General features: G+C 59.2%; 19 protein-coding genes. 9 read left to right on the forward strand and 10 right to left on the reverse strand.

The features are described 5' to 3' along the window. Positions 1-321: 321 nt before the first annotated feature. Entirely contained in the window at positions 322-1,251 is a 930-nt protein-coding gene (locus SB753_RS18370) for a polysaccharide deacetylase family protein (RefSeq protein ID WP_410801203.1), read from the reverse strand. 604 nt (positions 1,252-1,855) lie between these two features. On the opposite strand from SB753_RS18370, the gene SB753_RS18375 reads away from it, so the two are divergent. Beyond that, entirely contained in the window at positions 1,856-4,108 is a 2,253-nt protein-coding gene (locus SB753_RS18375; RefSeq protein WP_410801205.1) for a polysaccharide biosynthesis tyrosine autokinase, read from the forward strand. Positions 4,109-4,173: 65 nt separating this feature from the next. Here SB753_RS18375 and SB753_RS18380 read toward each other — a convergent pair whose 3' ends face one another. Next, positions 4,174-4,596, reverse strand: coding sequence for a hypothetical protein (locus SB753_RS18380; RefSeq protein ID WP_410801207.1), 423 nt, complete (start codon positions 4,594-4,596; stop codon positions 4,174-4,176). Here SB753_RS18380 and SB753_RS18385 point away from each other — a divergent pair. Both SB753_RS18385 and SB753_RS18390 read left to right on the forward strand, forming a co-directional pair. Further along, the gene (locus SB753_RS18385) at positions 4,579-5,442 is read left to right on the forward strand and encodes a hypothetical protein (RefSeq protein ID WP_410801209.1); all 864 of its coding nucleotides are present in this window, start codon (positions 4,579-4,581) and stop codon (positions 5,440-5,442) included. The two genes, SB753_RS18380 and SB753_RS18385, sit on opposite strands and share 18 nt — an antisense overlap. A gap of 79 nt (positions 5,443-5,521) precedes the next feature. After that, positions 5,522-6,607 carry a hypothetical protein gene (locus tag SB753_RS18390; RefSeq protein ID WP_410801211.1) on the forward strand — a complete coding sequence of 362 codons (1,086 nt, stop codon included), beginning with the start codon at positions 5,522-5,524 and terminating at the stop codon, positions 6,605-6,607. On the opposite strand, the gene SB753_RS18395 is transcribed toward SB753_RS18390, so the two are convergent. The 4 genes from SB753_RS18395 to SB753_RS18410 all read right to left on the reverse strand — a co-directional run bounded on the left by SB753_RS18395 (position 6,601) and on the right by SB753_RS18410 (position 12,758). After that, on the reverse strand, positions 6,601-7,533 hold the full coding sequence (locus tag SB753_RS18395) for a glycosyltransferase (protein WP_408170261.1): 933 nt from the start codon (positions 7,531-7,533) through the stop codon (positions 6,601-6,603). The two genes, SB753_RS18390 and SB753_RS18395, sit on opposite strands and share 7 nt — an antisense overlap. 74 nt (positions 7,534-7,607) lie before the next feature. Further along, on the reverse strand, positions 7,608-8,549 hold the full coding sequence (locus tag SB753_RS18400; RefSeq protein WP_088173034.1) for a glycosyltransferase: 942 nt from the start codon (positions 8,547-8,549) through the stop codon (positions 7,608-7,610). Positions 8,550-8,607: 58 nt separating this feature from the next. After that, positions 8,608-9,762, reverse strand: coding sequence for a glycosyltransferase (locus SB753_RS18405; RefSeq protein ID WP_408170264.1), 1,155 nt, complete (start codon positions 9,760-9,762; stop codon positions 8,608-8,610). A 1,274-nt stretch (positions 9,763-11,036) separates the two neighbouring features. Continuing rightward, positions 11,037-12,758, reverse strand: a complete 1,722-nt coding sequence (locus tag SB753_RS18410) for a hypothetical protein (RefSeq protein ID WP_410801214.1) — start codon at positions 12,756-12,758, stop codon at positions 11,037-11,039. Between the two features lie 46 nt (positions 12,759-12,804). Between SB753_RS18410 and SB753_RS18415 the strand changes: the two genes are divergently transcribed. From SB753_RS18415 to SB753_RS18425, 3 genes are all read left to right on the forward strand, one after another. Beyond that, the gene (locus SB753_RS18415; RefSeq protein WP_410801216.1) at positions 12,805-13,107 is read left to right on the forward strand and encodes a hypothetical protein; all 303 of its coding nucleotides are present in this window, start codon (positions 12,805-12,807) and stop codon (positions 13,105-13,107) included. Between the two features lie 1,235 nt (positions 13,108-14,342). Then, positions 14,343-14,978, forward strand: a complete 636-nt coding sequence (locus SB753_RS18420) for a hypothetical protein (RefSeq protein WP_410801218.1) — start codon at positions 14,343-14,345, stop codon at positions 14,976-14,978. An 89-nt stretch (positions 14,979-15,067) separates the two neighbouring features. Then, positions 15,068-16,135: a hypothetical protein gene (locus SB753_RS18425; RefSeq protein ID WP_410801220.1), complete on the forward strand. Its 1,068-nt coding sequence runs from the start codon at positions 15,068-15,070 to the stop codon at positions 16,133-16,135. A gap of 19 nt (positions 16,136-16,154) precedes the next feature. Here the strand turns inward: SB753_RS18425 and SB753_RS18430 are convergent, their stop codons facing one another. Both SB753_RS18430 and SB753_RS18435 read right to left on the reverse strand, forming a co-directional pair. Then, complete coding sequence (locus SB753_RS18430; protein ID WP_410801370.1) at positions 16,155-17,228, reverse strand: glycosyltransferase family 4 protein; 1,074 nt, start codon at positions 17,226-17,228, stop codon at positions 16,155-16,157. Then, positions 17,228-18,481 carry an oligosaccharide flippase family protein gene (locus SB753_RS18435; protein WP_408484282.1) on the reverse strand — a complete coding sequence of 418 codons (1,254 nt, stop codon included), beginning with the start codon at positions 18,479-18,481 and terminating at the stop codon, positions 17,228-17,230. Before SB753_RS18435 ends, SB753_RS18430 begins: the two co-directional genes overlap by 1 nt. Before the next feature lie 370 nt (positions 18,482-18,851). Here SB753_RS18435 and SB753_RS18440 point away from each other — a divergent pair, with 370 nt between their 5' ends. After that, positions 18,852-20,054, forward strand: coding sequence for a glycosyltransferase (locus SB753_RS18440; RefSeq protein WP_204521183.1), 1,203 nt, complete (start codon positions 18,852-18,854; stop codon positions 20,052-20,054). A 60-nt stretch (positions 20,055-20,114) separates the two neighbouring features. Here the strand turns inward: SB753_RS18440 and SB753_RS18445 are convergent, their stop codons facing one another. Then, a complete protein-coding gene (locus tag SB753_RS18445; RefSeq protein ID WP_020069793.1) occupies positions 20,115-21,263 on the reverse strand; it encodes an acyltransferase family protein in 1,149 nt (382 codons plus the stop codon). A 278-nt stretch (positions 21,264-21,541) separates the two neighbouring features. On the opposite strand from SB753_RS18445, the gene SB753_RS18450 reads away from it, so the two are divergent. Together SB753_RS18450 and SB753_RS18455 are read left to right on the forward strand one after the other, a co-directional pair. Further along, positions 21,542-22,984, forward strand: coding sequence for a hypothetical protein (locus SB753_RS18450; RefSeq protein ID WP_410801222.1), 1,443 nt, complete (start codon positions 21,542-21,544; stop codon positions 22,982-22,984). Further along, the gene (locus tag SB753_RS18455; protein ID WP_410801224.1) at positions 22,981-24,198 is read left to right on the forward strand and encodes a glycosyltransferase; all 1,218 of its coding nucleotides are present in this window, start codon (positions 22,981-22,983) and stop codon (positions 24,196-24,198) included. The genes SB753_RS18450 and SB753_RS18455 overlap by 4 nt, the downstream gene beginning before the upstream one ends. Before the next feature lie 98 nt (positions 24,199-24,296). Here SB753_RS18455 and SB753_RS18460 read toward each other — a convergent pair whose 3' ends face one another. Further along, positions 24,297-26,030, reverse strand: a complete 1,734-nt coding sequence (locus SB753_RS18460) for an FAD-dependent oxidoreductase (protein WP_410801226.1) — start codon at positions 26,028-26,030, stop codon at positions 24,297-24,299. Positions 26,031-26,182 lie beyond the last annotated feature (152 nt).

Here is a 26,182-nt window from a genome sequence, read left to right on the forward strand (position 1 = left end):
CGCTTGTATCGCAGCGCTGTGATCGACGGACGGCGCGCCAGATCGTGCGTCAGCGCGTGCTTCGGGCGACATGAAGTCCAGCACGCTTGCTTCGCCACTCGGCCCGCGTGTATTTGTTGCATTCGACGCAGTTGCCGGTTTAGCCGAAAAGTATCCCGCCACTGCCGCGCCTGCGGTCGTGGTTAACTTCGTCAGGAAGTTGCGCCTCTGTTCGCTCACAATTATTCCCGCAGGTTCGAGTACAAACGGTTTGCCGTCGAGAAGACTCAAGCATCGGCCGCGATGCGATGGCAACATCACCCACTGCACCCTACCGATCAATTAGCCGGCATTCGTCTGCGGCTTGCCGACACGAGCGAAGTGAAACGTCCTGACCAATATCGACTTCATCGCGCCCAAAGGTAGCCTTCGCCACGCGAGCGGCACTCCGGTCATTTGCGCAGCAAACCAGGGCAATGACGAATCGTCTTCGATATCGAATGCGCTCAGACGAAACGGATCACTTTTTTCGTCGTTCCAGCCGACTGCTGTAGTGCGTCCACTCTTGTATCCGGTCGCCTTGAGCATCGCCACTTCGCGCGACCCATACCGGCCATAGGGATATGCGAAGTGTTCGCAGGGTGCCCCGGTAAGCTCTTCAACCTCACGCTTCGATTGCGCGAGTTCCTCGATGCACTCCTGATCGTCGAGGCGTGTGAGCGTCGGGTGAAAACGCGTGTGGGATTGAAAATCCACGTACGGCAGCATCGCTTCTATCTGGTCTTCGCTGAGTCCGCTGACCGGAGCTTCGTCGCTGCGTGCATTTTGCTGAAACCCGTACCGCGCCAACTCTTCGAGCCTTTGCGCGTTGGGAAGCTTGATCAGACGCTTGACGCCCGCATGCTGGGCGCCCGGCGTGAGCCACCAGTGAGTGCGCTCATGTGCCACGATGCTGCTGCAAATATAAATAGTAGGACGAACGCCATGCTTGATGAAAATCGGCAACAGCGCCGCGTTTCCAACATGGCCATCGTCGAATGTGAGCGCCGCGCGCCGGCGACCTTTTCCAGGCGTGTTCACTTCGGACATCGGAACAAAGTCGCAATACTGCTTCAAATACGCAAGGTGTGAATCAAGCGTGGCTGGATCGGGATCGTGATAAAGAAGTACCGCAACCCGGTCTCGCCACAGCAGAAAGCGTGTGAGCGCCGGTAAGCCGCTGAGAAAAATGGCGTGCGTAAAAATCGTGCGCATTAGTCGCTTCGGTTTCATGTCGCCTCTTCAGGTCACGAAATACAGCACGGGTTGAGCGCTTCCTTATACCGTTCCCAATAAGGCCCGAACGTGCGGTTAACCACAAAGACGCTGCTTGCCTGCATTCACCGCTAACGGTTTTACTTTTCGCGAATACCGTCGCCGACAAAGCGCATATTCATATCTTATGCACAGTGGGGCTGCGCCTATGCAGCGCAAATGATCCCGCTCAGGTTGTGCGCTCGCGAACATACGCGTCGAAAATGGCACCCCAGACTTTGGCAGTGCTGACTGGTGCGCATCACGCGCTAGTCCACCTTCACACCGTTCTACACGCGACCCGGTTTCATTCAGGCACGATCCGCGTCTGACGAGTCGCAGCATTCCGACAATGTATGAGCCTTGTTTGCCGCCCTCTTCCATTGAAGCGATGGAAAGACTTTCGTCGGCATATTCCGGGGGTTCGAACGACGCTCGCAACTCGGGCGGAAAGTAATGGGCCGCGACGCTTGACGCCGATACGCAGACGAATAGCGTGCGGCAACGTAACTTTGCTGGCATCAGCACTCGCACATCCATGTGTGCGGGTGGTCGGTTAAACCTCTTCGATGATGGGCTCCCTATGAACGAGTTTTCTCCAAAATCGCAGGCTGCCGGCTCCCGCCAGAATGACGTTGATCTGGTCCGTTACCTCGACGTAGTCCTGGTGAACCGGTGGCTCGTTCTGGCAATCGCGAGCATGGTGCTTGCAATGGGCGTGGCCTACAGTCTTCTCGCACCGCCCGTTTACCAGTCCGATATTCTCCTTCAGGTAGAACAGGAGAGCCCCACCAATACCAAGAGTCTGCTTGGCGACGTATCAAGCCTTTTCGACGTCAAAACGGAAACCACCGCTCAGATCGAGGTACTGCGCTCGCGCATGGTGGTAGGAAATGCGGTCGACAATCTCAAACTCTACATAAGCGCGGAGCCGAAGCGCTTTCCACTGATCGGCAATTGGATTGCGCGTTGGAACAAAGGCCTGTCGCAGCCCGGCTTGCTCGGACCTGGCGGCTATGCGTGGGGCAGCGAGTCGATCAACGTAGGGACGTTCGATGTTCCAGAAGATCTCGAAGGCGACGACTTCAAGCTGACCTCGCTCGGCGGAGGTCGCTATGTTGTCGAACAGAAGCAGCTTGAGGCGCCGATTTACGGACGTGTAGGCGAGACGATCGTTTCCAACGAGAGCACGGGAAAGATAACGTTGCGCGTGCAGGCACTCAATGCGAATCCCGGCACGGAATTCCTGCTGGTGAGGAATTCACGACTGAAGACGCTGGAGAACCTGCAAGACAAGCTGTTCATCGTTGAAAAAGGCAAGCAGAGCGGCATTATTGGCGCGTCGCTGACGGGCACCGACCGGCAACTGACCGCGAAGATCCTGAACAACATCGGCGACGAGTACGTCGCGGCAAACATCGCGCGCAAGGCAGCGGAGGCCGAAAAATCGCTCGCATTTCTCAGCGACTTACTTCCCCAACTGAAAAGCGAACTTGAAGATTCCGAGCGCAGCTACAACGCGTTGCGGATGAAGCGCGGCACATTCGACATCAGCGAGGAAGGCAAGACCTATCTACGCGAAAGCGTCGAGTTACAGGCTAGTGCACTGGCACTGAAGCAGAAACGCTCCGAACTCACCGCACTTTTCACGAGTGAGCACCCGTCGGTTCGTGCCGTCGATCAGCAGCTTGCGGCCTTGAGCGCCAAAGAGGCCGCTGTTTCGCAGCGAATGACGTCACTGCCGGAACTGGAACAGGAGTCGTTGCGCCTGATGCGCGATGTGCGCGTCAATAACGATCTCTACGTCGGCATGCTCAACAATATGCAACAGTTGAAACTCGTGCGGGCAGGCAAAGTCGGCACCGTGCGACTGCTCGACCGATCCGTCGTACCGAAGGAGCCGATCAAGCCTAATAAGCCGCTGCTGATCGCAGGTTCCGCAGCACTCGGCCTCGTCCTGGGAATAGTGGTGACCTTCATGCGCCACATACTGCGCGGCGGCGTGACAAATCCTCAGGACATCGAGCAGGAAACTGGTTTGACTGTCTATGCGACCGTGCCGGTTTCGCGCACGCAAGCAGCGCTCGAGCATGAATCGCCAAAACGGAACGAGGGCTTGCTGTTGCTCGCCACGCATTCTCCGGGAGATCCATCTGTCGAGAGTCTACGCAGTCTGCGCATTGTGCTGCAGCTTTCAATGGTGGAAGCGGGAAACAATCGCGTGCTGCTCACCGGTCCGAGCGAACAGATCGGCAAATCATTTCTGTCCGCCAACCTGGCAGCCGTGATGACCGGATCGGGCAGGCGTGTGCTGCTAATCGACGCTGATTTGCGCAGGGGCCATCTGAACGAGTATTTCAGCAAGGAATCGCAACCAGGGCTCGCGGACGTTCTGACGCAGAGTGCCACGTTAGACGACGCCCTGCAGCGTAACGTAGCGCCCGGACTCGACTTCCTCCCCAACGGTACTACACCGTCCGACCCCGCGGAGCTTCTGATGGGCGATGCAATGTCCCGCCTCCTGGAGTCGGTAGGCGACAGATACGACATGGTGTTGATCGATACTCCGCCCGTCCTCGCGGTATCCGATGCCGCCGTATTGGCGCACCGCTGCGGCACTGTGTTCCTTGCAACACGCTTTGGCACGACGTCGGTCGAAGAAGTACGCGAGTCCGTCAAGCAACTCAGGCATGCGAACGTGGAAGTCAAAGGCGTGATCTTCAACGCCTTCCATCCCGCCGCCTATCGCTACAGCTTGGGTTCGCATGCAGGCCGTAACCGATATCTGTCGTATCAGTACGCGACCGCCTCGGGCGACTCCAAATCCGGCAGTTGACCCGTGCGTAAGCGCATGCCGCGGAAAGCCTGTGTGGCCGATGCGGCATAACCGGTACGGCTTTGTCAAAACCGAACTCCGAATAGAAGATGATCGTCAATGTAAAGCATTCGGTCGTTAGCATCGCGGGCGTTGTGCTCAGTCAGGCCGCGAACTTCATTGCGGTCATACTGATTGGCAAGTTCTGCGGGCCGAGCGAGCTCGGTTACTTCAGCCAGTTGAATGCGATTGGCCTTTTCGCCGGTTCGGTTCTGGGCTTGCGGCTCGAAGTGGCCTGTATGGCCGCGGATAAAACGCTTGCCGTTCGCGCGCTGGTGAGTTCGAGTTGCGTCGCCATGGCGATCGCACTGCTGCTCGCCGCCGTCGCGGTGGTCAGTGGCGAGCAGAGGTATTTGACCGTAGTGGTGCTGGCGAGCGGTGTATTCCTCCAGCAGGCACTGTCGTCTGCACTGGCAAGCGAGCGCAAGTACGTGAGCATCGCCGTGCAACGCGCATTTCCGAATGTCGCTTTTGCAGTGGCATTCGTTGCACTGATGATGTTGGCCAGACACCCGTGGAGCGGGCCGGATATTTTCGCGGTGTACAGCTTCGTGTTTTTTGCTTCAGCCGCCGTTCCGCTGGCTGGCTATCTTTTCACCTCCCGGTCGATGCTTTCGCCGGAGTGCCTGAAGTTCTCCCGGCTGCAACTCGATTACGCCAAATTCTCGCTGCCGACAACGTCACTCAATTCGGTCGTAATCTATTCAATCGCGATCCTCATGCCACTTGCTTTCGCTCCCCACGACGCGGGCGTGTTTGCTCTTGCCTATCGCGTCGGCTATTTCCCTGCGTCTCTCCTGTCACAGAGCCTCGGCGCAGTGTTCCGACGGGATCTCATCGATCTGGTCGAAAGAGGAACGGACGTGCGCGGCGCAAGAAATCCGGCAACATCGTTCTCTCTGGTTCTAATGCCACTGAGCGTGGTGCTCATTGCAGCTGGCTACCTCGGTCTCGCGCTCATCATCAACTTCAAGATGGGAGACCTCTGGCAGCAGTCGATGCACGTTTACATGCTGTTTTCGCCGTACTTCCTGACGATGGCCGTGTTCGGTTCGCTTGCGCAGGTATTTATCGTCTTCAAGCAGCAGAAGTTCGATCTGGTGATTCAACTGATGAGCGCTGTCAGCATATTTATCATTTTCGCCTTCACGAGCGTCTTCAAGCTGGACTTCATGTCGGTTGTTCTGCTTCTCAGCCTATCGGGAACGCTTGTGGCATGCGTCGGCATCTACTATTCGGTGAACGTGGCGAAAGGCGGCATGAGCATCAAGCCGCGGGATTCGGTTGCAATCTAAGGGGGTGAACGTGCGTATTGTCAAAGTACCCGGGCTGATCGGGCGAAGCGCGAGTCCCGGCGTGTCGGCGACAATCTGGATGCTTCTGCTCGCCCTTCTTTGCTTCGTTTCCATCGCCCATGAAACAGTGCTGCCGGCCAAGTTCCTGCTCGACGAGCAAGTTATCCTCGAACGAATGCTGACGGTTAGCCGCTTCGAGGCCTTTGGCGACTCCTTCGACAACCTTGCGTGGACTTTCCGGTCCCTCGGCATTAGCACGCCGGGAATATCGTTGATCGGATTTTTCGCTTCAACAGTTGGGCTCGTGCTTGCGATCTGGCGCTCAGGAGTGACGTCGTTAACTTACATGGAATTCCTGCTGGCCTGCTTCTGGCTCTTTGCGCAGACGGTCTACATTGGTATGCCTTCGAAGGAGATCGTTATATCGCTAGCGGTTCTCTTCATCCTGCAGTGCAAGGACTCGCGGTTCATCGTTGTCGTATTCACAGTTTGCGTCGCGCTCATTGCCATCTTCTTTCGCACCTACTGGGCCATCACGTTAGCGCCGGCGCTGTTTCTGTACTTCGGGCCCGCTGTTCTGCGCAGGCCGCCTTTTCTTGCATTGCTGGCTGTCATTTTGTTCGCGTGCGTAGCCGCGAACTTTCGTATGCAATATGGCGAAACGCTGGACTTCGCACGGCAGATGGTCAACGAGTCGAGAGATCCGAGCGAGGTCGGCTCGCTTATCGTGCAGATCATTCCCGGCGGCAATATGGTCTCGGATGTGACTAACGCCATGCTTATTCTGGGCACCTTTCTGCTGCCTTTGCCGCTGGTTCTCTCGGGGGTGGCGACACAGACCATCGGCGGAATATGCACGTTCTTTACTCTCGCCTCGATGTTCTCGCGGTATCAGAAAAGAGGTGCGGTCGCAGCGCCTGCTCGCTTTGAGAAGCTGTGCTTCTGCTTCATCGTCAGCTTTCTTGCAACTCAGGCGATCTTCGAACCCGACTATGGGTCGTTTCTCCGTCACCTGTCGCCGATTTCGCCGCTCTTAATGTATCTGCTGCTTTCATCGCGATTGGAGCGCGAGCCGGACGCGCCTCATGTCGCCGCGATCCGGGGCGTCCGCTTCCATTTCGGCCAGCCAGAGCGCAGATGGCTCAGGTCCCACGATGGTCAATGAACACGCAGCGCGGCGTTCAGGCAGCGGTCGATTCCCGATGACGCAATGACGTTATTCCACCGAAGATGTTCGAGACTGGAAGGGTCGTTGGCCGGCACTGTCTCATCCGACAGCTGACCTATTCCTGCAAAGATGTCGGGCCCCGTGACCTTGCAGAGAATCCCGAATGCGGCTGCCGCAGTGAGGTTTGACGGTGAGTCGTTACAAATGATCCTTTTGCCCAACGCGGCATATTCGAGCAGTTTCGTCGGAGTCTGGACGTTATAGGGGCGTGAGTACGGAATCGTCGATATGGCGTACTCGCAGTTCTTTACTACCTCGAGAGCATCCCGTTGCGGTAGTTTTCCAGTGAATATCAGGCCAGGCGCTCCTTGATAGGCGTCGGCAATCTCCTTTTCCACGGCACCGACAAGTACCAGCGTTTCGGAACCGCGCCGCGCGGACGCGAAACCTGCAAGAAACTCATCGACGCCCCTCTCACGGGTGATCTCGCCCATGTAGCAAAACGTTCCCGTCGGCAGCGCCCCGTTACGCGAGCCCTTGCAGGAGAAGATCCAGTCGGGCACGCCCATGGGCAACAGAATGGTTTCGACGCTGTCGTCGAAGTCCATTAGCTTCTGCATTGACTCGTTCTGGAAGATTCTCAGATTTGGACGCGGCTGTAGCAACTTCTTCGCCGCGTCTTTCAGTGTGATATAGCTGCCCACCGACAACGAGCGGTAGTCGTGAATCACGTAGCGCGAGGGCAATCTCTTTGGATAGAACCCCATGATGCACCAAAGCACATAGTTGTGCGGGTCCGCAATTTTCCGGTAGTCAGCCATCGTGCCTGAGTTGACGAAATAGCCGTTCTTTTCGAAATACTCCGTGTACGCGGCCACCTCTGGATAGTTCGCCTTGCCCGTATGCAAAATAAACAGTTTCACTTTTTCCTACCTCCGTTGCTCACACTCGGCACCCACGTGGTCGACGAACTCTTTGCTTGCGAAGGCGTTGCGTCCTACTGGCTAAAGTTTATTTTTTGCGAAATATAGCTATTGATGTTCGATTTCTCGATAACGTTGTCCCACGCGAGCTGCGTGAAATTTGCCCTTTGATTTGGCTTCGCCGTCTCGATGGTGGCGGCGGTCATACCGGTGAAAATGGAGGAGCTGGTGATGATGCTGTTGATGTGCAAATCCTCGCAGCACGCGACGTTCGACGGAGAGTCATTGCACAGAATTTTCTTTCCAAGCGCAGCGTATTCGAGAAGCTTGGTCGGCGTCTGGTAGCAATGCGGACGGTGGTACGGGAAATACGACACCGCAATCGACGACCTTGCAACCAGGCCAAGTGCCTCGCGCTGTGGCAACGCGCCTGCGAACACCAATCCGCGCTTACCGGCGTACCGCTCGTAAAGACGTGGCTCTGGCTTGCCGACGAGCAGCAGCGAAGCATCCACCTCGCGGAAGTTCTCAAGAAATGCCTCAATGACGAGATGAAAGCCCCGCTCGAAGCTCATGTCGCCGATATAGCAAAAGTCGGCGATATCCTCGGCATCAGGCGGTTGTTGCGGCACCTCGAAGATCCATTTCGGAACACCCATTGGGAGGATCACCGAGGGCACGTCGTCATTGAACTTCATGATGTTTTGCTGGCGCGTATTCTGGAAGATCCGCAAGTTGGGCCGCGCGTTCAGATATCGCTTTGCGATGTCTTTCAGGCCAGCAGAGCCGCCCACTGAGAGCGACCTGTAGTCGTGAATGACGAAATCGGACGCCAGTTGCTTCGGATAGAAGCCCATGATCGCCCACACGAGAAAATCTGCCTTATCCGCAAGCGCTTTGTAGTCACTCAGTGTGCCGGCGACCACATCCACACCGCGTGCGGCGTAGTAGTCCTGATATGCCACGAGTTCGGGGTAATTAGCCCGGCCGGGATGTAGCAAGAAGATTTTGTACACGGTTGGTCCCCGTAAATCGTTGGTGCGTTCAACTAGTCGTTCAGATCGTGCGCCGGAACTACAATGACTTGTCCGGGTTGGGCTGGATATCGCAAGGGACAATTGAATGGGTGTCCAGTACTTCCTTGACGTGTTTTTCTCCGCTGGACTCATAGGTGTTCAGCCATCTGTGAAAGATGGTGTCCATCGAGAACTTCGCCACCGCGAGCTCACGTGCGGCCGCACCCATCTGTTCCCTCAGCTTCCGGTCGCCACGGAGCTGCTTCAGGTAACCCGGCATCTCCTCATCCGACCCAACGAACCCCGTGACGCCGTGAACCACCACGTCGCGGTTGCCGACCACGTCGGTCACGACCGCTGGAATGCCAGCTACCTGCGCTTCGATCAGCGCTACAGGCATGCCTTCCCAGCGTGAAGTCTGCACGTAGACGTCGAGCTCAGACATCAACGAAAGCGCGCGCGAACGCGTTAGCCAGCCGCTGCACGTGAGCGCCGACGCCTGACTCGCGTCGGGCAGTTCTTCGCTATTGCCGCCAATCCAGACAAACCTGGTGGTTGCGTCGTGCAACGTGTTCGCGAGAGAGATAAAGAGCTCGTGGTGTTTCTGAAACGACGCACGGCCATTCATTCCGACGACGACATTTCCGTCCTCGCGATTCTTGCGCAGCGGAATACTGCTGATGTCCACACCGTTCTCTATCAGCGTTGCGTCCTTTACTCGAACCTTCTCTTCAATTTCGCGCAACTCTCCGGGTGAGCACGCAACGACAGTCCCTCCCATCATGTCGGCCATGCGCTCGAACATCAGATACGCGAGCTGCTTCGCGCGAGAGACGTCGCGACGTAAGAATGCAAGGCCGTGCGGTGAGTACAGAACCTTCGCGTTTTGCGTCGCAATTCTGGCGGCCGCTCGCCCCAATACGCCGGCCTTCGACGAGTGCAGGTGGATCACTGTCGGATCGCAGCGCCGCATGTGTCTGGCGAGTTCCCACACGCTCGACCAGTCCTTGCGGACATGGACGTCCCTGCACATGGACACGTGCACCAGGTCGACCTTGGGGTGGAACAGTTCGATGAAGTTCTTCGGAGTTTCCGGCCGTGTCGAATAAAGGACCGTGACATGTGCGCCGATTGCCGCTGCGCGATTGCAAAGCTCCGTGAGCATCGACAGAACGCCTCCTCCGAATGCCTCGGTAACGTGAACGATTCTCATGGGGCTCCCGCGCCAATTAACGATTTGCCAAGTTATCCACCGTGCTCGCCGCCCAGGTACGCGCCAAATTTATCCAATGACCTGGAGCCTGCGTTCGTTTTAAAACGCAAAATGCGAAAATTAATCTGCATAACTTATAAATCATGCGAAGCGTCGTGAAATCGCCGATTTCACGACGCCGCGTTTATTTCATGCCGACGCCAAACTGCGTTGGAGCCGCAAAACGCGAAGCAATGCAAGGGATTGGTACCACTTAACGCGAACACGCAATTCAGGCTCGCGAATAGCGCGAGACTTTCAACTTTTCGGATTCGTGCTTGTCGACCAACAAGCAACCAGGGATGGCTTACTGTTATTGCAAGCAGCGTATTGCGCAAAACGGGATGGAGCACAGCGGGCAAGCAGGTTTGCCTGAATCTTTCGAGTAGCAAACAGTAGAATGCGGAAACCTTGCGTGACGATAAGAGCCTAAAATGTCTCGCTCCGTGCGGAAGGACACATCGCGCGGTAAGTATTGCAGTCAACAGTAACAAGTACCGTCAAATAATATTATTACCTTAAGGCGACATTTCGTTTTATGCTTGGTCCGCGCCTTGCTGGAGAGTACGGTGCCATGGCAATGGGGCGCACGCTCAGATGACGCCGAGGCCGTTGGATTGATCTAGACAACGGCAGGCCACGGCTAGAACGGCAACGTATGCTTAGGCGAAAAGACAGGCAGACCACGCTGCTGGATGGCCGCCTCGCTCTAGCCGTTTCGAGGCAAGCGGGAATAGCTAGCCGCACTGAATGGTTTGCTCATCTCAGCGTCAGGAGGCGACTTACTTATAACAAGGCGCCGCAACCAGGCCAGAAGGTTCTACGCGAAGGTGACACGTTGACGGCTTGCTTGCCATTTTTTTGAGTTCGCCTGGCTTAATCTCTGTGGAGTGCGGCATTGACGACGATTCCGATGACCCTGAAGATCAAGCGCGCGTTCTCCGTCGCACGGGTGCTATGCATCTTTCTCGCACTCAGCGTGTCCATGCAAGCATTTCAGACAATAGAGCGTTTGACCGGCCGGCGAAGAGCGCGCCGACACAACAAATAGGCTCAGCATCGCAACACCCATGCTGGCGCTGATGTGCTTGCCGGCCCGACGTCGGTAGAAATAGACGAGCGTTACATTCAGTACTTTTCACAGACCGCTGTGATCCCCACCAAATGCGAATCGACGCGCCACCATGTTCAATGGCGCGCGTCGAACTTAACTCAGTGCATTTATTTAGGCGCGGTTATTGGCCGGTATAACCGAGTGGCACCGTTGAATTGTTTTTCGCCACCGTCGCGTTATTCGACACGATGTACTGCGGCATTTCAGTAAGCGTCAACGTCACAGCACCGTTGCTATACGGAAGTGTGCTGACATTGCCATATCCATCAATCTTCGTCACATTGCCCGACGTGCCCGCATTGTCGACCTGCAACGTATAACTGCTCGAGTAGGTCTGGCTGTACGCGCCGTTGCTTGCCGGCCATTGCGCGTTGCTATGCGCCCAGGCGGCCGTCACCACTTTGCCGTTGCCGAGTTGCTGGAACGCGTACACAAATGCGCCCGACGGCGTGCCCTTTACGCGACCGAGCGTATTAGTGCCGTCGAGTACGCGGGTCATCGTGGCGAATGCCATTGCCTCCGGTTTTGGCGACAGATTAGTCGCGCCGAATGCACCTTGCGAGTTGTTCAGATCGAAGAACGAGCCGTAGCCCACTTCGCCCGGATAGTCGGGGCCGTAGAACAGTGTGGTGACCTGCGCGCCGCCGCCGAGCACGATGATGTGTGCGCGCACGCCGACTGCCGCGTGAGCGAACAACTGGTTCTGCGACGGCACCGTCGGACCATAACTGAGGCCCGGATCGTAGCTGGTACCCGCTTCGGTGAAAAAGAGCTTCATGTTCGGCTTGCCCGCTTGCATCACCGAACGCAATTGCGTCATCTGGTTGTCGAGCGCGTTGGCCTGGTTCGCCGGGTCCGGGTCGGAGTCCTGCAATTCCGGCGGATGTGCCGGATAAGTACCGGCGTTCCAGTAACCATGCGTCGACACGGCGTCGATGTAATTCCACAGACCCAGCGCACCGAACTTCTTCAGATATCCGGTCGTGCAGGTGTCGCAATTCGCGGCGAATGGATTACCCGTACCCATCACGATCGCGTTCGGATCTGTCGAGTGAATACCTTCGTATGCGGCCTTGTACATGGCAACGAAATTCGCGTCGCTATCTGCCCAGCCGAGGCTCGGTTCCCACGTTACCTGATAGTAGTTCTTCTGCTGGTTCGGATAGTTTGCGGCGCGAATTGCGCTCGTATCGGTGCCGACTTTTGCCATGAAGTTCTGGAATTCCGGCATGTTCGACGGCGCGTAATAGCTGTCGTTGAACTGCCCCGTCTTCGAGTCCCACGCAGGCAAACCGTCGAGACGCACAATGCGCATCTGATCGGGATTGGCCTTATAGAACGGATCCAGGTCGTTCACGCTCGGCGTGTAGGTGTTTGGACCGTTGGGTTCCATCGCCGACACTTGCCGATCGTCGATCGTCCACGAGATGCCGAGCGCATGCAGTGCCGCGATATTGCCGTTGAAGCCCTGCATACCGAAGCGGTGCTGATCCTGATGCGCATAGGCGACGGTCCCGATCGCGGAACTCAGATCGGGCAGAACACCGAACGTTGCGATGCCCACCGGTCGCGTCCCGCTTCTGGGCAGCGTGCCGCCGCCGGAGCGCAACGTAGCAGTCAGTGCGCCGTAGCCGGCCCACGTCGACTTGCATGACAGCGTGTTGGTCTGCACGCCCGAACTCACGGCGAAACTGCCCTGCGTCTTGATTGCGCCATTCGAGTCCGCCATTGACCAGACGACGGTGTCGGCGTTCGGTGCGTTCGTCGTAATGGCGATCTTGAACGCGGCGTTGTTCGGAAACACGCGCAGACCGTCGGTGGTCGGCGTGTCGGCGCTGATCACGCCGTTAGCAGTTCCGCCCGCCGTTTGCGTCGGGTTGCCACATGAGATGGCAGCGCTCGTAGACGCCGCTGCAGACGAAGACGGTGTAGTGCTTGGTGTCGGTGTTGGCGCGGGCGCGGGCGCGGGCGCGGGAGTGGGCGTTGGCGCAGGCGTTGGCGTTGGCGTTGGCGTTGGCGTTGGCGCGGGTGCAGGTGCAGGTGCAGGTGCAGGTGCAGGTGCAGGTGCAGGTGCAGGTGCGGGCGCAGGTGCGGGCGCGGGCGCAGGTGACGGCGTCGCTCCCGCGGCTCTCATCCAGCACGCCTTGTTGTATCCGAACGCGGGATCGGCCTGCGAAACGGAGCCGACATAACACCCGACGCCGTTACTGAACGTACGGGGACTCGTCAACATTGTCGACGGTGCATCGGGCGGGACCGCGCCGAACACCACCGAAGCCGTGCCGAGAAACGAGCACTTGCCGTTCTCTTGCGCGCACAGCTTGAATTGTTGACCCGCAACCGTAATCGTACTTGGCTGCGCTTGCGCGCTTTGAGCACCCAGGGATGTCAGCGCCGTCGTCGCCGCGATTCCTACCAACCTCGAATATCTAACCATGTCCCTGTCTTTGTGAAGAGAAGTTATCCCCGAAAAAGTAGGCAGGATCGGCAGAGCCGTCACGCCTTTGTCTTATTGGATGTGAGAGAAAAGCTGTCCCCCGGACGCAATGTGGTCCGTCTTGCAGCATCAAACGCGGGACGATCGAGGGCCGGCGCGGCTGTGCCCTATGCGCGCGGTGCGAAACAAAAATCACGGCTGTGCGAACGCCGCCGTTCCTAACATTCAATGATTAGGATGGCTAACCTACTACTTCAGCCAAATGGCTTTTCATCAACGATCAATCTGTTCGTTGGTGTAACGTCCGCCACATGAATCACAGACTGGCCGCAGAAACGAAGCAAGCGACAAACGCCTTGAGAATCTGCGCCATTAGCGCGGCCCCGCGGCAAATGCTCGGCGCAAAAGGCCAATAAGAAAAAGTTACTCAGAACCGATGTCTGTGGAGAACGCTGCAGCATTAGTTACTGAGCGTCTCGGCGGGAGAATTATAAACGTTTCAAAACTGCAACCAAGGGGGGCACGCTTCAATAAGTAGCAATTGAAACCGTACTTGCCCTGACGAGCCTGTGCGTTCCCCAATTCGCCTCTGTACGAAAAGCTCGCCTCCGCATTGCTCGGAAAACGTAAAAGCTCTATTCGTCGGCGGATAAGGCCATAACTGTTGCGTTTAGAATTATTTGATCGCCGTTTTCGGCCGCATCGCCAGAAGGAACTTAGCAATTTTCGAAGAATGCGTGACACAGGTACGCGTATTGCGTAGTGTTTAACCGAGGCGAAAGACCATTGCGGACTGTCCTGATTCGACTGCACCATGGCGTTTTCGTGTGTTACGCAACGCACTGATATTACGCACCAGAGTGGTACGCTGAAGAAAGCAGCCTTCGCGGGCAGTGAGCCGCCGCATTGCGGCGACAATCGAGCGACTAGAACGCACCGCGAAGCGCAATTGCCGGCTAACGGCTCAACATCGCTGCGGGAGCCACTGCGATGGGATACAAAACCTATACCTTGATGACCTTACTGGCGGTTAGCAACGCAGCCCAAGCGTGGCAGCCGCTCATCTACCCTATTCGAAGTCAAACCGCGTATCAGCGCAGCGTCGACAGTGCGTTGTGCTACGCGTCTGCGAATAAGGAAACCAAAGTCAACACCGTGCGCGAGGCGCAAATGCCGCCGCCAAAGCCAACGGCAACCAAGACGTCTTCTACTGGCGCACCATCGCGTCCGCCGCTACCGCCGAGCACGTTCTCAGCCGCGCCTGCTGGTCCCGCGCTGCCTGATGGCACAGCGCCGGCCGCGCCCAACGCGGCTTCGGCGCCGAAACCCGGTGCCGCCACAGCCAGCAATGGCGCGTCTGCGACTCGTGCGGCACCCGCCAGTGGAGTTCCAGCGGCACCCAAAACCGCAGATGCGGGGCACGCTGCATCTGCCGCATTGCCGCCTTCCGCGGCAATCGTGCAGCAGCCCGCCTCTGAGCCAGCGACCACGGCAAGCGCTGCGGGCGCGTCGCAACCGGGCACCGCCGCCCTGCCGCCACTACCGGCGCCCGAGCCACCCATGACCCGCTACTGGGCCGCCTACGGCTCATGCATGCAGGCACGAGGCTATGTCGTTGCGCAGTGAGCCTTCGCCGCAAGCATGCTTGCGGCGTCCACTACGCCGGCTACGGGGAGCGCGCCGCACGCCTTCGGCAACATCGCGGATATAACGACATGAATAGAGACCAAAACTATTATTCGGAATGCGAACAATGTGGCGCACCGCTCGTGAGCCGCGACGTTCCCTGCCCCTCATGTCATGCGCGCAACGTGCCTGCGTACGCCGCAATGGTGCCCACGCTTACCGTGCGACTCACCGACGCGCGGCCGCCGAAAGCGCGGCGCCTACCGACGCGAAGAGTCTGGAACCCGACACGTGCGCTCGCCAATCCATATGCTGTGGTGGAAGATGCAGCCATCGTGCAGAGCACCTATCAACGGATGCGCGAGCCGCTGGCTCTGGCCGCCTCCGCTCTAATCGTGGCTTCGGCGGTCTACGTCGGCTTCATACACAACCAGGACAGCGAGGCAGACGGCGACCCCATAACGGTGTCGGGTGCGATCAGCAGACCGAAGAGCGCGCCGCCGGTCCTGGCGGTGCAGCGTCCTGAAACTGCTGCGCCTGCGCGCGCGACAGCGGTCACTGCCGCTCCGCGCGTCGACACGGCGCCCAAGTTGCCAGCGGCAACGACCGCGGAGTCAGCCGCGTTCGCGTCGTTGCCCGCGCGCCGCACCGCGCCGGCCGCTTCGGCTGCCGGGACCATGTCCGCTGCGCCGGCCACCGCCGCTCTCACGACTGCATCCGCGCAAGCAAAACGCAATCCGGATGTCGCACCGCCGCTCAGCCCAGAAGAAAAAGCGCGTGCCGACCTGGCGCGGCATCTGCGTGCCGCGCGTGCAAGCCTTCAGAACAATAATCTATCTGCGACGAAGGCGCGCGTCGCCGCGGCGATCGCGGTACAACCTCAAAGCCGCGACGCTCAGAACCTGCGCGCGGCCGTCAAAACACGCGAACAGCAGCGCGACGCATTGTTGAGTCTTGCGCGAGGCTGCGGCCACATCGGCCGGTGGGATTGCGTGTCGCTCAATGCAGGCAGCGCACTCGGTATCGATTCGAGCAGCAAGGAAGCGCGGCATCTGATGACACTTGCGGCACAGGAGTCGGCACTAGATAGTGCGCGGACGATCGAGCCGGCAACCGGCACTGCGCCCGATACACGCGACATCAACTTGCATCATTAAAGCGCGCCCGGCTCCGCGTTTAACGCGCCGACACTGCCGGGCACACTTGTCGCGCGATCGCGCGATATCGCTCGGCCGTGTCTCTCAGCGTGAGCCCCACAAGCGATCTTTGCACGCGCTTCTCGCTCAACGCCTTTACGATGGCGTCGGCGTAACCGCTCACGTTGTCGGTATCGACCAATTGCACGCCGGGGAAACCATTGGCGAATGCGAACGCCGGTATCCTGCTCGCAACGATCGGCACGCCCGAAGCCAACGCCTCCAGAAACGCGACGCTGTGCCCTTCCGAACGCGAAGGCATGACGAAAACGTTCGACTCGGAGAGCACGGTCGCCACATCGCTGCGCGGCCCGGCGACCACGACACGCTCTGCGATGCCCAGCTCCGTTGCGAGCGCAACGACCGCGCGCTGATAGTCGGGGTCCTCCACTACGCCGTACAGCACGAGCCGTGCGTCGTCGATCTGTTTGAGCACTTCCCCGAAAGCGCGCACCGTGAGCAGCTGATTTTTGACAGACGCGTATCGGCCGATCTGAACGATCTGCGGAACACTTGCAGCTCGCTGCGCACCGTCGGTAAATGCGAAGCGGGCTAGATCGACGCCGTTCGGCACCACCGTCATCGACGGATGCACGCCGATTGCCTGGATGTAGTCCGTGACGCCTTGCTGCGATACGCCGATCACGACGCTCGCGCGCCCCGACAGAAGATGTTCGATGCGCCGGAACAGCGGGCGCTCGAAATCGTTGGTCGCGGAATGCATCACGTAGACAACAGGCACGCCCAGCGGCAACGCACGCGCGTAGAACGACGGAATAGTCGCATGCGCGAAGATCACGTCTGGGCGGAACCGCCGCACCGCGACGAACAGATTCCACAGTTTGCGTGCCGCGTGGTGCCGTTTCTGTGGAAACCAGCACTGCACACCGTGCGCCTGCAACTCGCTCGCCAGCGAAGCGAAGTCATCATGCGCAGGCAGTAGCGACCCCACGCATACCGCCATGCCGCCAGCGCACTGATCGAGCGCGAGGTCTTTCGCGAGCACTTCGGCGCCGGACAAGCGCGGCGCAAGTACGAGATGGAAGACGCGCATCATGCAGTCCTTGCTCTCAAGGTTCTATAAAGCATCCACGCCGCGGCGCAGCCGAGGCCCAGTGTCATCGACCATGCGATACCGGTCACGCCCCACCAGCGAACCGCGAGCGGCGCGCTGATCAGCAGCACCACTACCTGAATCGCCGATGCATGCACCGTCGCTTTGGCATCGCCGATTGCCCGCAAATACGAAACGAGCACCGCAATCAAAGCGCCGATTGCCATGTTGATGACTAGTATTCTGAAGAGCGGCACCGCGGGCAGCCACGCCGCGCCGAGAATCAGCGAGAACATTGGCTCCGCGATCAGCCGCAGCACCTCGACAAACGCAGCGAGCCCGATTGCGGCCGCCAGCAGATAAACCCTGATGAGGCGCGACGCCGCCTTGGGATCGCGGCGATGATGCGCGGCAAAAGTCGGAAACAGGTATTGCGACATCGCGATCGCCGCATCGGCCAGCAACATCTGCGCGAGACGCGACGACATCTGATAGCCGCCGAGTTGCGCGGGTCCGAGCAGCTTGCCGACCACCACCTTGTCGAACTGGTTGAGCAGCAGGTTGATCACACTGCTCGCCCAGATCCATCGACTGAAGCCGACATACTGGCCAATGCCGGACCACACCGGGCGCACCGGCGGCCTGGGTGTCATGGTGGCCCACGTCAGCACGCTTTTGAGCGATTCGCCGGCGACGAGGCCGATCAGTACCGAAGCTGCGCCCGCGCCGAGATAAGCGAGCGCAAGGCCGACCGAGCAGTCGACAAACGCCGCTGCCACCTCAACCCCCGCGATATGCTGAAAGCGCCGCTCGCGCTGGACCACGTAATAGGTCGGCGACGCGAGCCCGCGCAACAGCGGCAGCAACGCGGCAAGCTGGATGAGCACGAGCGATCCGTCGAGATGAAACTGGCTGCTCAGTAACGGCGCGAGCGCCACCAGTAACAGCGAAATCAATAGACCACGCGTCGTTAGTGTGGTCCAAACCGCGCCGAGTTGCGAGCGCGTCGGTGCGTGCTCGCCTTGAATGACTGCCTGCGCGAGTCCCGTGTCGGATAGCGCCTCGGCAATCGCGACCGCGAGCAAAGCCACGCTCACACTGCCGATCGCCGCCGGCCCGAGCATCCGGCCGATCGCAAGAAATTTGATGGCCACCAGTCCACGCACCGCGAACTGTTGCAATAACACCCATGTCGCCGCGCTCGCGCCGAAACTGCTGGCTATCGAGAGCGCGGGAAGCCTGATCGCCCGCAAGCTGGTTCTCCGTCTAATTGCAGCGCTTTGCAGCGGTTTAACCAGCGTGTCGTGACTCGCTGTGAACGCCGCGGCGCCTGATTGGAATTGGTCCCGCCAGCAAGCTGGCGACGGTTCATCTATCACCGTAAGCAGGACCATACCGCGAGACATTCGCCGTCAACCGCCATCAACCAGGCGGCTTCGGCCCAAGCCTTTGTCTGGTAGTACGTTTACCCACACAACGCGAGAGATAGGTGTTTTTCATGCTGTGGCGAGTGCTACCGTTATTCATCTGACGCCACGGCAGAGCCCGCGGCTCGGGCCATTTCCGCTCGCTGCGGAGAACCCGCTGACGCAATTCGTCCACCCATGCACGCCTATTTTCACTATGCCTACCGACGTGATCGAACCTGACTTTGTCCTGATCGTGGAGCCCAATCTCACCGGCCACCGGTGGCGGTATGCCGAGTGGACGATGCAAGCCTGCGCAGAGGCCGGCTATCCGTGCATTCTGGTCACTGAGTGCGCCAACGAAGATCACCGGCTCGCCAAACAGATCACTGCAGCCAACCGCCCCGATCAGCAGATCGCTTTTGTCGATCCGGACGAAAGCCGCACTCACCGTTTGCGCGAGCGCAATCAGTACTGGCGCTTTCACAACTATTTCCAGCGTGCATATCGCATTCTCAGCCGCACTCAGTCGATCCGGCTGGTCGTCGTGCCCTATGCCGATTATTTCTTCAATGGACTGCCGTTTCTCGGCTCGCCGTTCGGCAAGACGCCGTGGGTCGGCATTACGATGCGCTCGACGTTTCATCATCACAAGGTCGGCATCAAGGCGCCCGATCGTCCGCTCGTCAACGCCATCAAGGCACAGTTGTTCAAACGCGCGGTTCGCACGCCGGGACTGCGCACGTTACTGAGCATCGATCCCACCTTGCCGGAATGGGCGGCGCTCAATACGTCGAAAGACAGTGCAAAGGTCGAGTATGTGGCCGACCCTTTCCCGGATGAACGCGCGGAAGACCCTGCACTCGCGCGCGAGCGGCTCGGGCTCGATCCCGCGCAACGCTACCTGCTCGTGTACGGTGCGATTACCGAGCGCAAAGGCATCTACGAACTCGTTCATGCGATGACGCGTCTCGAGAGCGCCCCCACGCTGATCGTTGCAGGCGAACAGGATCCAGGTACGCGGCACTTCATGCGCAATCACGTTCGCAGTCTGACGCCCGCGCCGCTCGTGCTGGATTCGTTTATCTCCATCGACATGGAGCGCGATCTGTTCTCCGCGTGCGACGCGGTATGGCTCGGCTACAAAGGCCATTACGGCATGAGCGGCGTGCTCGTGCAGGCTTACCGATTCGGCAAGCCGGTAATCGCAACAGAAGACGGGCTCATTGGCTGGTTCAGCAGGCGCTGCGAACTGGGACCGATACTGAGCGACCTGAGCTCCGCGTCGATCGGCAAGGCCATTGCCGAAACAATGACTTCGTGGCCGCACGAACATGCAACGGCATCGTCGCGCGACAATCTACTGTCGCGGAATACGCTCGGCGAATTCAAGCAAACCTTGCTGCAACAGATGGCGTGATTTAACCGCCGTCCGCATGATGTGCGCCGCCGGTCACGCCGGCGCACATCATGCGTTTACTCACGACAACTGGCCGCTGGCCACAGGCACTTCCTCGCGCACCGAGCTGCTGCGCTTTTCCGGAAACAACGCGTTGCGCATTAGCAGGAACGGATATTCGATTGCGCGCGTAGTCACATAACCAATCACGATTGCAATGACGAACTGCGCCGTGAGCGCAACGATCCAGATGACGCTGGGCGCGAAGCCAAGCGCGGTGGCCTTGCGAATCACCATGTCGCCGGGGGCGAGCGCGAGAGAGTGCCACAAGTAGATTCCGTACGAATACAGACCCACCCAGGCCACGCCGCGATAAATCCATGTCGTGCGCAGCGACCCCGAGTACTCCAGAACCAGCACGATCAGCGCCGCAAAGCCAAGTGCCTGGATCGTGTATCCAATGCTTTCGTCGAGTGCGATGTTGCTCGTCGCCAATACGAGCCATGCACATAGCAGCGCGACGCTCCCAATCAGCAGCCACTTGCGCTTAGCGATCTGGTGATAGATGCCCGGCTTCATCCAGTAGATCGCGGACAGGATCACGCCAATCAGCAAGCTGTCGATGCGGTACTGGGTATAAGCAAACGCCCCTTGCAGGTCGCCGCCTGCCACCGCAAAGCAACGCGCTGTGAGCGTTACCGCACAGATTGCCGACAGTACGCCGATAATGGTCCACGCACCGAGTCGCAAGCGTGAGAAAAGTAGAAGCAGCGCCGGCAGCACGAGATAAAAATGTTCTTCAACCGCGAGACTCCATGTCTGCGTGATCGAAGTGCCGAGGTAATTCTGCAGATGCGTCATGTTCTGGAAAAGAAATGTATTCCACGGATGCCGGCCGGCCAGCACATGGAAAACAATCAGAACGTAATACGCGGGCCAGATACGGAACATCCGCCGCACGATAAAGCGGCGCGCGTCGACATGACCCGTTTCAGCGTATTGCCGAAGCAGCAGGCCTCCGACGAGAAAGCCGCTCAATGTGAAGAAGAGATTGACGCCCTCTCGTCCAAAGTTCTTGAGTGGATACTCGATAATCTGAAGGAGTACATTGTCGGTATGAACAGCGTGAAAGTGAAAGCCCATCACCGCAATGATTGCGATGCCACGAACGAAGTCCAGTTCGATCGCACGTCCGGCTTTCGCGGGTCCCGTCCCGCCAAATAGCTTCATTTTGTTTTCCCCTTTCCGTTTTTTCGGTCGCATCCCCCGTCTTTGCATCTTCGGTGTCGGCAGGTACAAGCGACCGCCAAGATCAAGGCATTCACCGACAATAAACGAGAGCTTGCGTGCGTCTTGCAGGCATAGCCCTTTCCACTGTCGCCAGAATCCAGGCAGGCGGAGACGAACAGCAATTTGTGATATCCGCAAGCACAAAGTTGCGCTCACAATGACCCGACGCGAGACCGTCCGCTTAGACGACGGCAAACGGCGACGGGGAGGAAAAAAGAATGCGCCATCAGTATGCAGCACCTTGGATATGGATTTTTCTATTACCGCTTGCGCTGGACTACAAGGCTACCAACGCGACCACGGGCCATTTCGCCCAATTCATATTCGTCGCTCCAGCAGTGGCAGCGGGGCTCGCCCTCCTGCTCATTGCACCGCGCTTTCACGAGCGCTCCCGGCTTCGCACGATCGTCACCACGAGCCTGCTGTTGTGCGTATTCGGTAGTGTCGTTGCGCAACTCATCCAGGATAACGACGGCGGCAACTATTTACGCGTGCTGCTGCCGTTCATGCTTTTCCTGCTCGGCTATCTTGTCGCGTGCAGACCGTGGAGCGAGCAAAGAATCGCGCAGTTCGAAAAAGCGCTGTTCGCGGCGAACGTAGTCAGTCTCGTGTTCACCTTCGTCTATGGTCTCGCGACGAGCGGCGGCCTGGACGACGCGCGCTTTCGCATCATCTCCGTAACTTTGCTCGGACTGCAAGGCGTGCTGCTTCACGAATTCGTGGTCGCCAAACGCTATTCGCCGTTCACCATCGCCGTCTTTGCCGGCACCGTGATTGTCGAACTGCTGAGCGTGACTCGCAGCCTGCTGATCGGTACGGTGCTTCTGTTCGTGATAGCAATGGCACTGAGCGCGCCGTCGATGCGGCAGATCTGGCGTGCCGTCGCTCGTGGCCTCATGGTTGTCGTGGTGTTGGCGGGCGTGGCCGGTATCGCGGTACTGGCGGTTCCCAATGTCGCGGAGCACTGGACGCAGCGCATTTTCGTGGCGGAAGCAACCATCTCCGGCAAGGATCCGACCACCATCACGCGTCTGGCTGAAATGCGTGACCAGTATGACCAGGTCACCGCTTCGCCGGAAACGCTGTTGTTCGGTGCGGGCTACGGGCACTACTACCGTTATTCGCCGGACTACCTGCCGGACCTTGCAGGCCAGTTCAGCAAGCAGGATTTCTACGCGATCAACGAATGGGCTGCGGGCCACAACTTCTGGGTCTACCAGCTGTTCGCGGGCGGGCTCGTGTTCGGTATCGCGATGCCTCTTGCCACACTCGGCGCGCTCGCGCTCTGTTTCTTCGCCTATCGCTACTGGCGCTCGGTAGTGCCCGATGCGCCCATGCTGCCGATACTCGGCCGCGCGATCATGCTGTTCGCCGCGCTGCCGGCCACCTCTATTGGCGGCAATCCACTTGGGCCTCGCTTTTCGGGGCTCGTATTCGGCATTGGACTCGGTTTGATGATTGCCACTTACACGCGTTTGCAGCGCGCGCTGCCGGCACGCGCGAACCGCATGAGCGCCGCGCGCCGCATGCGGGCCGCCGCCTCGCCTGACTTGCCGCGCCGTATGCAACCGGGCATGGGCCGCACGGATGTCGCCAGTACGCTGGGCATGTCGCAGACGGCACGGCTGCCGGGTTCCAACCGACCGGATATCGCGCGATGAAAATCCTACACGTGCTTGCAAGCATCGATCCGCGCGCCGGCGGTCCAGTTGAAGGCGTTCGCCGTAGCGGCGTGGCCATGCAGGATGCCGGTCATGAAGTCGAAGTTGCCACCTGCGATGCCCCGGACGATCCATACCTCGCGGCTTTTCCGTTCCCGGTTCATGCGTTCGGACCCACGACCAACCGCTACAGCTATAGCGCCTATCTCGCGCCGTGGCTCGCGAATCATGCGAAGCGCTTCGACGCCGTCGTCGTGCACGGCCTGTGGCAATACCATGGCTTTGCGACATGGAAAGCGCTGCATGACAGCGGCGTGCCGTACTACGTGTACACGCACGGCATGCTGGACCCGTGGTTCAAAGAGGCATATCCGCTCAAGCATCTGAAGAAGTGGCTTTACTGGCCGTGGGCTGAGTATCGTGTGCTGCGCGACGCGCGCGCTGTGATCTTCACCACCGAAGAAGAACGCACCAGGGCCCGCCAATCGTTCTGGCTCTATCGCGCTCGCGAGCGCATCGTGCCGTTCGGAACAACGGTGCCCAAGGTCGACGCAGCGTCGGTACGCGAAGCGTTTTTGCAGGCAGTACCCAGCGCACGCGGCAAACGCGTCGTGCTGTTTCTCGGCAGAGTGCACGCGAAAAAAGGCTGTGATCTGCTGATCGACGCATTCGCTCGCGTGGCCAAACGTGACGAGAGGCTGCATCTCGTGGTCGCCGGCCCGGATGAAACCGGCTGGGCCGCGAGTCTGCGCGCTCAGGCGCAGGCTGCCGGGATCGCACATCGCATGAGCTTGCCGGGTATGCTGCAGGGCGATCTGAAGTGGGGAGCCTTTCACGCAAGCGACGTATTCGCGCTGCCGTCACATCAGGAGAACTTCGGCGTCGCGGTGGCCGAGGCACTCGGCTGCGGTTTGCCCGCGCTGATCTCCGATAAGGTCAACGTGTGGCGCGAAATCGAAGAAGACGGCGCTGGGTTGATCGGACCGGACACCGTCGAGGGCACCGAAAAGAGCCTGGTTCGCTGGCTCGAACTGGACGACGCTGCTCGTGAAGCGATGCGTGTGCAAGCCGCGCGCACATTCAACGCCCGCTTCAGGATCGAAACCATGGTGAGCGCGTTGACCACTTTGCTTGAAACGAGAGGCGGTCACCACGACGAAGCAGAGAAGGCCACGCTCCCCGCTTTTCGCAAAGCCACTCAGCAGGCTCGCTGACATCCATAAAAAAGGCGGCGCTTATATAAGCGCCGCCTTTTTTTATTCCAGGCGACGCCGCGTTCACCGCGCCGTCGCCTTTTCATTGCACTGCCGGTTCACTGCTCCTTCATCAACGGCGTCAACGTCGAGGCCGCGATCGGCAGCGTCTCTACCGGCGACTGCGCCGGCGCAACACCGCTATTGGCCGCTTCCGCGTGCGTATTGCCGACGATGTTCGGAACGTCGAGCTGCCGGGCCAGGTGGCCGGCGAGCCGCAACGACAACGCGGCGATCGTAATGGTCGGGAAGTTCGCGCCGACAGTCGGGAACACCGAACTGCCGCCAATGTAAAGATTGCTGATGCCGTGTACCTTGCAATCGCGATCGACCACGCCCTCGCGCGGCGAATCATGCATGCGCGTCGTGCCCATGTGATGCCACGTCCCTTCCAGTTTTTGCGGCCAAGCCCTGCCTTGGAGCGGCGCATCGAGCTGGACTTCGGCGACACGTGCGAGCCGCAGTTCCTTCGCGAGCGCGTCGAACGTTTTGTCGAAGGTACGCTTCACCTGGTCGCCGAGGCGCCAGTCGACCTTCACGCGCGGCATGCCGAACTGATCGCGTTTATCGGCGCTCAGTGTGACGCGGCTGTCCGGATCGGGCACCGCCTCGACGATTGCCTGCAGCGTGACGTCGGTGATCAGCGCCGGCCACTGTAGCAGCCGCGTCAAGCCATATCCCACCGTATGCAGAGGATGCGCCGCCATCGTCGCAATGTCCGCCTTCAGGCTGCGCCCCGGCTGGTCCTTGTGCATCAGCGCTTCCTTGCAGCGAATCAGCGCCTCGGAGCCCGCACTGCCTTCGCCGTACCACCGCGAATAAAGCCACACGCGAGAATTGAGCAGTTTTTCGCGCTCCATCATCTCCGGTCTCGGCGCGAACTGAGAAGAGATCTTCGTACCGTGTGCCGAGACAGCCGGGTTCTGGTAGTGGTACTTGATGTCATACAGCTTGTTGCGCGCAACGCCCGGCAGGAAACGCACTTTCCCCGACATCATGCGCGGGTGATCCATGAAGTAGCGTCCCACCAGATCGTTCGCGTTGCCGAGTCCCGCCGCCTGCACGTTGTTCGAAGCAAGCAGCAGGCGCGCGTTCTCGATTCCGCCCGTCGCCAGCACGAAGATGCGCGCCTTCACCGCCATTCTGCGGCCGCTGAGCGTGCCGACCTGCACTCGTGTGATCGTCGTGCCTTGAGCATCCGCGTCGATGTTCAGAACGTTCGCGTACAGAAACACGCGCACGCGCGTAGAGCGCGCCAGTTCCTCGCGATACACCTTGCCGAAGCGCACCGGAGGGCTGAACTGAGCGACAGTGTCGCGCATATCGCCGGTACCTAGCGGGATGCGGCGCACGTCCGGGCGGCCGATCTCGCGCTCCCAGTAGGCGGGGTCGAAGGTTTGGGGGCCGAGCTTCAGCAGATCGTGCGTGCGCGCATAGTATGGCGCGAGCTCGTCCAGACCGAACGGCCAGCCGCTATGCGGAATCCAGTCGCGCTTCTCGAAGTCCCACGGATCGAGCGGGCGGCACCAGCCGCCCCAGCAGTTGCTGCTGCCGCCAAGATAGCGGCTGCGCGAGCCGTCCGCGAACCGGTACGGCAGCCCGGCGTTCTCGCCGCGATAGAGGTCGCGTGTCTCCTCGTCGGGAACGAGGCCGCCGCTTTCAAGCATGCAGGTATCCACGCCGATCCGCGACATTTCGCGAGCGAGCGTAATGCCCGCGACCCCTCCCCCGATGATGCAAACCGTCGTTTCAATGACCGTGTTTTGCTCGACATTGCGAGTATCGATGAACATCCGCAGCTCCCGTATTCTTCATAATGTTTGTGGGGCGTCGCTGGCTCGCAAGCGAGCGGCTCGCGAGCAACGCGCCCATATGCCGTGACCGGATGTGCCTTTTCTCCGGTTGCCACCACGTCGGTCTCCTCAGCGTATAAACGCTGCGGCTT

This window comes from Paraburkholderia sp. SIMBA_053 (genome assembly GCF_046534895.1).
GTDB lineage: Bacteria > Pseudomonadota > Gammaproteobacteria > Burkholderiales > Burkholderiaceae > Paraburkholderia > Paraburkholderia caledonica.

Excerpts from the sequence above, each read along its gene's own strand:
- SB753_RS18420 (WP_410801218.1), top strand. The coding sequence starts at position 14,343 with ATGGGATACAAAACCTATACCTTGATGACCTTACTGGCGGTTAGCAAC.
- SB753_RS18415 (WP_410801216.1), top strand. The coding sequence starts at position 12,805 with ATGGCAGCGCTCGTAGACGCCGCTGCAGACGAAGACGGTGTAGTGCTT.
- SB753_RS18440 (WP_204521183.1), top strand. The coding sequence starts at position 18,852 with ATGCCTACCGACGTGATCGAACCTGACTTTGTCCTGATCGTGGAGCCC.
- SB753_RS18455 (WP_410801224.1), top strand. The coding sequence starts at position 22,981 with ATGAAAATCCTACACGTGCTTGCAAGCATCGATCCGCGCGCCGGCGGT.
- SB753_RS18405 (WP_408170264.1), bottom strand. The coding sequence starts at position 9,762 with ATGAGAATCGTTCACGTTACCGAGGCATTCGGAGGAGGCGTTCTGTCG.
- SB753_RS18450 (WP_410801222.1), top strand. The coding sequence starts at position 21,542 with ATGCGCCATCAGTATGCAGCACCTTGGATATGGATTTTTCTATTACCG.
- SB753_RS18375 (WP_410801205.1), top strand. The coding sequence starts at position 1,856 with ATGAACGAGTTTTCTCCAAAATCGCAGGCTGCCGGCTCCCGCCAGAAT.
- SB753_RS18425 (WP_410801220.1), top strand. The coding sequence starts at position 15,068 with ATGAATAGAGACCAAAACTATTATTCGGAATGCGAACAATGTGGCGCA.
- SB753_RS18460 (WP_410801226.1), bottom strand. The coding sequence starts at position 26,030 with ATGTTCATCGATACTCGCAATGTCGAGCAAAACACGGTCATTGAAACG.
- SB753_RS18370 (WP_410801203.1), bottom strand. The coding sequence starts at position 1,251 with ATGAAACCGAAGCGACTAATGCGCACGATTTTTACGCACGCCATTTTT.
- SB753_RS18390 (WP_410801211.1), top strand. The coding sequence starts at position 5,522 with ATGCTTCTGCTCGCCCTTCTTTGCTTCGTTTCCATCGCCCATGAAACA.
- SB753_RS18430 (WP_410801370.1), bottom strand. The coding sequence starts at position 17,228 with ATGCGCGTCTTCCATCTCGTACTTGCGCCGCGCTTGTCCGGCGCCGAA.
- SB753_RS18445 (WP_020069793.1), bottom strand. The coding sequence starts at position 21,263 with ATGAAGCTATTTGGCGGGACGGGACCCGCGAAAGCCGGACGTGCGATC.